1 pseudogene is annotated in these 686 nt (G+C 48.0%); it reads left to right on the top strand.

From position 1 onward, the window contains the following. Window positions 1-448 precede the first annotated feature (448 nt). A pseudogene (locus ACTHUM_RS16880) lies at window positions 449-686 on the top strand (hypothetical protein); the annotation flags it as partial.

Here is a 686-nt window from a genome sequence, read left to right as displayed (position 1 = left end):
AGCTGGCACAGATGGGCATACTTGGCTATAACTCACGCATTATGGAACTTCACAGAGCGGGGCATGAAATCATAACCGTGATGGAAGAAGTGCCAAACCAATTCGGGGCGACCGTGAAACGCGGGCGGTTTTCTTTGCTGGTGTCGGGAAAGAGTAAGCATAACGCCATCTAACCCCGTAAAAAACCATTTGACAGATTGAGCTTTGAGAAGCAGAATTAAGTTTCTCTCTTAAATTAACTAGCCCAAATCAGCAGGGTAAACGCTGATTTTTTATCGCCATTTTCTCTTATGGCGTTTGAAGCCTATTCACAGGCTTTGGACGGCATATCAAAGTTTATGGCGGTGTGTGGTAACGGCAACGTCCACGCCTGACTAGTTACAGGAGAGAGCACCGCCCCCTTATTTCGGGCATTTCTCAAATCTCAATTTAACTAGGAGCATTTCAAATGCAATCTTGCACTTCTACCCAAATCCAAACCATTCAAAATCAAGCCCAAACGGTAACCATCCCCTTAGAGCTGGCAAACCGCATTATGGACGCGCTGTACTACGGCGGCGAATTTATCGCCAATACGGGCGCAATTATCGACACCATTTGCGACAACATGGCCGCCCATCCCGTCCACAACACCCCCATAAGTGCGATCAGAAGCACGGCACGCCTTGCCACAGTCATTCAAACCC

Source organism: Neisseria sp. P0021.S006 (assembly GCF_051956895.1).
Note: the sequence above shows the minus strand (reverse complement) of the source record. Positions and strands in the feature narration are given on the sequence as shown.